Annotated in this window: 1 protein-coding gene and 1 pseudogene; one reads left to right on the top strand and one right to left on the bottom strand. The window is 40.8% G+C overall.

Translation table 11 applies throughout. The features are described 5' to 3' along the window. Positions 1–705: S8 family serine peptidase (locus tag PX482_RS22025; protein WP_502888573.1), on the bottom strand; the 705-nt coding region annotated here is incomplete at its 3' end. Positions 706–950: 245 nt separating this feature from the next. On the opposite strand from PX482_RS22025, the pseudogene PX482_RS22020 reads away from it, so the two are divergent. Next, positions 951–4,527: pseudogene (locus PX482_RS22020) on the top strand (type ISP restriction/modification enzyme). Positions 4,528–4,945: the final 418 nt, after the last annotated feature.

Below are 4,945 nucleotides of genomic sequence, written 5' to 3'. Positions count from 1 at the left end.
GTTATGCAATCCCCAAAGTTGATTAAAACTGGGGTCATTGGGTATCGTGGCCTTGGTACTAATTGTACCCAGCGTCCGAATATAGTCGGGTTCAATGTATTCAAAAATCGGATGGGAGCGATATTGTTTTAGAATCTTCTCCACAGAGAGCGACCCGGATAACTTCCAAATCTCTGCCCCCGTCAGTTTAATCGTCTGGGTGCTAACAGCACCAAAGAGGGACTTAAACTGAGCAACTTCGGCACTGGCGATCCCCTGCTTAAACTTGAGAATCAGTTGATTGGGAGCATAGGGGGCAAGGGTGCTAGTTGCTGCCGGTCTTAGCTCTGAGGTGACGGCGGCAGCGGTGGGTACAGAGGCAGGACTCGACGCTTGACTGGTGGGATAACCAGAAGAGTTCATACTGAGGGAAGCGGGAAAGACCACTTGACTCGTAGCAGCAGGGGAGACTGGAACTGTGGGGGCCTCCGAGGAGAGTGTAGATGGGGAGGGGTTAGAGTTCAGGACTCCTAAGGGAGAAGTTTCCTTCGATGCCGACTCAGCTAAAATCGCACCTTTACGCCCAAGAGGATCTGTGTCATCAATCTGAGCATCAATGCCATGTCTTGTTCCTTCGTCAATTTGTTCTAAATCTGTAGATAAAAGCGTGATATTAAGAGGATTGAGCAAACTGTCACGAACAACGAAATCAAGAAAATCAGCCATCTTTAATTTCCTCCAAGCAAGAGAGATCAATAATTAAGTAGGTAGGCGTTAAAAATTATCAGAGCACCCCGCCTATCAGCACCCCCCTTAATAAGGGGGGCAGGGGGGATCGAACCTAAAATCGATTTTTAATTTAAATATAACCGGCTACTTACAATGGGAATTGTAACCGTTCAAAGCAGAAATGTTCAATCTTGTAACAAAATTTTATAAGATTAACCTTAATTATCTAGACCACAGTTTTTATGAATCCCCTCGTTAATTATTTTCGCAACCTGCACGAAATCCACTCCTCCCAAGCAGCAGTAAAAGAAACCTCCTACTACGGCACTCTCGAAACTCTCCTCAACGAAATCGGTAAAACCCTAAAACCGCGAGTCCGCTGCATTATCAACCTCAGAAATCAGGGTGCGGGATTGCCGGACGGGGGACTTTTTAACGTCGATCAATTCCCCAAAAATCAAGAATTAGAACCTTTTACGGCGATTTTTCCCGAAAGAGGCGCGATCGAGATTAAGGGAACCAAAGAAGATATCAAAAAAATCGCCGCCAGCGAGCAAGTACAAAAATACTGGCAAAAATACGGTCAAGTATTAGTCAGCAATTATCGCGATTTTCTGCTCATCGGTCGCAATAGCCAAGGTCAACCGGTAGAATTAGAAGCCTATAGTTTAGCCCCGTCAGAAGCCGAGTTTTGGCTAAAAACCTCAAATCCATCCAAATTTGCCGCCGAACACGGTGATAGCCTCTTAGAATACCTAAAGAGAGTGCTTTTACAGGCGGCTCCTATCACCTCACCGGCCGATGTTGCTTGGTTTCTTGCTTCCTATGCGCGGGACGCAAAAGCACGCTTAGAACATCATTCCGATCTTCCCGCTCTGGCCAATATTCGTCAAGCTTTAGAAAATGCCCTAGGTATCAAATTTGAACGGGAACAGGGAAATAAATTTTTCCGTTCTACCCTCGTGCAAACCCTCTTTTATGGTTTATTTTCCGCTTGGGTATTATGGCACAAGCAAAACCTCAATCGCGAGGATAAAGAGGATAAGTTCGATTGGAAATCCGCAGCCCACCATCTCCATGTTCCCATGTTAGCGATCCTATTTGAGCAAATCGCCGCACCGAGTAAGTTAAAATCTTTGGGATTAGTAAGTAGTCGTGCAAAATTAATTTCTTGGTTAGGATAGGCAAAAGGCAAGAGGCAAAAGGCAAAAGCTTGATCGAAATGTGTAATTAATTTTGCTTAGGTACTTAGAAGTTTTGAATTGGACGGGTGCAGCTTTAAATCGAGTGCGACGAGAGGAATTTTTTCGTCAATTCGATGAGGGACAAGCGGTACAGTATTTCTATGAACCATTTTTGCAAGCTTTTGATCCCGATTTACGCAAAGAATTGGGAGTTTGGTACACTCCTCCGGAAATTGTTCGCTATATGGTAGCGCGAGTCGATCGAGTTTTACGAGAAGAATTAAATATTGAGGACGGTTTAGCTAATCCCGATGTTTATATTCTCGATCCTTGCTGTGGCACCGGTGCTTATTTAGTCGAGGTTTTGCGCTATATTACCGATACTTTACAGGAAAATGGCGCGGGTGCTTTAGCCATGGCTTTGGTGAAAAAGGCAGCCATAGAAAGAATTTTCGGTTTCGAGATTTTAACCGCTCCTTTTGTCGTCGCTCATCTACAATTAGGTTTATTCCTGCAAAGTTTGGGTGTACCTTTAATAGAAGATAGTGAACGGGTGGGGATTTATCTGACTAATGCTTTAACCGGTTGGCAACCTCCCGATGAGGAAAGTAAACAGAAAATTCAACAGCTACAATTGAGTTTTCCGGAGTTAAATAAGGAACGAGAGGCAGCCGATGAAGTTAAGCGCGGTAAACCGATTTTAGTTATTCTCGGTAATCCTCCCTACAATGCTTTTGCTGGAACCAGTCCCGCAGAAGAAGCAGGTTTAGTGGAAGTGTATAAACAGGGTTTAATCTCCGATTGGGGGATTAAAAAGTTTAATTTGGATGAGTTATATGTGCGCTTTTTCCGTTTAGCAGAAAGATGTATTTCAGAAAATACTGGTAAAGGGGTTGTTTGTTATATTTCTAACTATTCTTGGGTTAGTGAACCTTCTTTTGTTGTCTTGAGACAGAATCTATTAAAGAATTTCAATAAGTTCTGGATCGAAAATATGCACGGAAATCGCAAAATTTCTGAATATGCACCCGATGGTAGAACCAGTGAGACAATTTTCTCAATACCCGGATTCTCAGCAGGAATTCAACAGGGAGTGGTGATTTCTCTTTGGTTGAAAAATAGTTCTCAGCAAGGAACTAAAGTCTTATTTCGAGATGATATTGATGCAGCTAAAGCAGTTGAAAGAAGGTCACAACTTTTAGAAAGCTTAAATAATCAAGATTTTGATTCTTTGTATCAAGTCTCTAACCCAGAACAATCTAATCGTTATTCTTTCCGTCCCTCCGATGTTTCTTCTCACTATTTAGCATGGCCAAAGTTAACAGATTTATCTTGTCAAGATTCATCATTAATTATTCCATTACAGGGTATGGATGAAGATCGTGCAAATGCACTTATAGATTGTGATCAAGATATTTTATCATTAAGAATGCAAAAGTATTTTGATAAAACAACTGACTGGGATGAATTTTTAACTTTAAAAACTGGGTTAAGTCGAGATAGCGCGTCTTTTGATGCTAAAACTGTACGAAAAAAAGCACATCAATTAGATTCGTTTAAAGAAAATAACCTGAAAAGATATAATTTCCGTCCCTATGATACAAGATGGTGTTATATTACTTTAGCCCCTAATGTTTGGAAAAGAGTAAGGCCAGATTTATATGTACAATACACACATAAAAATTTATTTTTATTAAGTCGTTCTAAAGGAGTTGCTCAACCAGAAGGAATTCCATTTCTATTTACTCAAAGTCTTTTTGCTAGGGATTGTATGAGAGGTCATGCAGTTGCATTTCCCATGTTAATTTATCCTTCTGCGAAACATGAAGCAAAAAAACAAGATAAATTATTTAATGTTGAAAGTTATACAAATGTTAAAACAAAAGCCAATCTCTCGGAAAAATCTCGTCAATACTTAAATCAACTGGGTATTAATAATCTTGAGGAAAATATCGAGAATGCCTCCTTAATTTGGCTGCACTCGTTAGCGATTGGGTACTCTCCCTTGTATCTTCGGGAAAATGCCGACGGTATTCGTCAAGACTTCCCACGAATTCCCCTTCCCAATAGCCAAGAATTATTAATTAAATCTGCCCAACTAGGACAAGCGATCGCATCTCTTTTAGACACAGAAAACCCCGTTATAGGAGTCACCAAAAAACCGACCCCTGCACTGCAAAAAATCGCCTTGATTTCCTGCACTGATGGGGGAAATTTAAACCCGGATAAGGGGGATTTAATTATTAACGTCGGTTGGGGACATGGGGGTAAAAATGGTGTGACAATGCCGGGTAAAGGAAAAGCGATCGCCAGACAATATACAACCGCAGAAATGAGCGTAATTAGCCCAGAAATGCGAAAATTATTAGGAACGACCACCTATGATATTTATCTCAATGATCGAGCCTATTGGCAAAATATACCATCCCGGGTTTGGGAATATACCATCGGGGGTTATCAAGTTATTAAAAAATGGCTAAGTTATCGCGAGGAAAAATTATTAGGACGGGGATTAACTATCGCAGAAGTGCAGGAAGTAAGCGAGATGACTAGAAGAATTACTGCGATTATTCTCCTAGAATCAGATCTAGATGATAACTACCAAAATATCAAAACAGCCGTGTATTCTTTTTAACTTAGTGTCAGCAGAATTCCCTCGCTTTTAGCGATGGGATGAATGCTGATACTAAATCCGTTGAGTACAGGCTAGTTATGAGACGAGGCACTCATGCAAGAGGCAAAAGGGGAAATAAATAATCAGTTTTTAATAACAGGATTTAGTATGACATTCAGTTTTTTTCCCACTTCCCACTCCCCAATTCATAATTCATAATTCCTCAAGGATTGGATGATTGAAGCCTTCTGAAGCAAAAGAATATCTGTGATTGCTATCAAAACTGTTATATTATATAAAAATATTTCTGAGATTTTTTCTATGCCTCTAATTAGGGTCTGCTGAATAAATCTAAAAACCTTGTTGGATAAGACTTTTGGACTTTTTTCCCCTCAAAAAGTGCCAGCCATTGCGGGGATCGGGGGAAAATTCAGGTACT

The sequence above is a fragment of the Microcystis sp. M53602_WE12 genome, from assembly GCF_030065455.1.
Classification (GTDB): Bacteria; Cyanobacteriota; Cyanobacteriia; order Cyanobacteriales; family Microcystaceae; genus Microcystis; species Microcystis aeruginosa.
The sequence above is the reverse complement of the archived record's forward strand: the minus strand, read 5'-3'. Positions and strand labels throughout refer to the sequence as shown.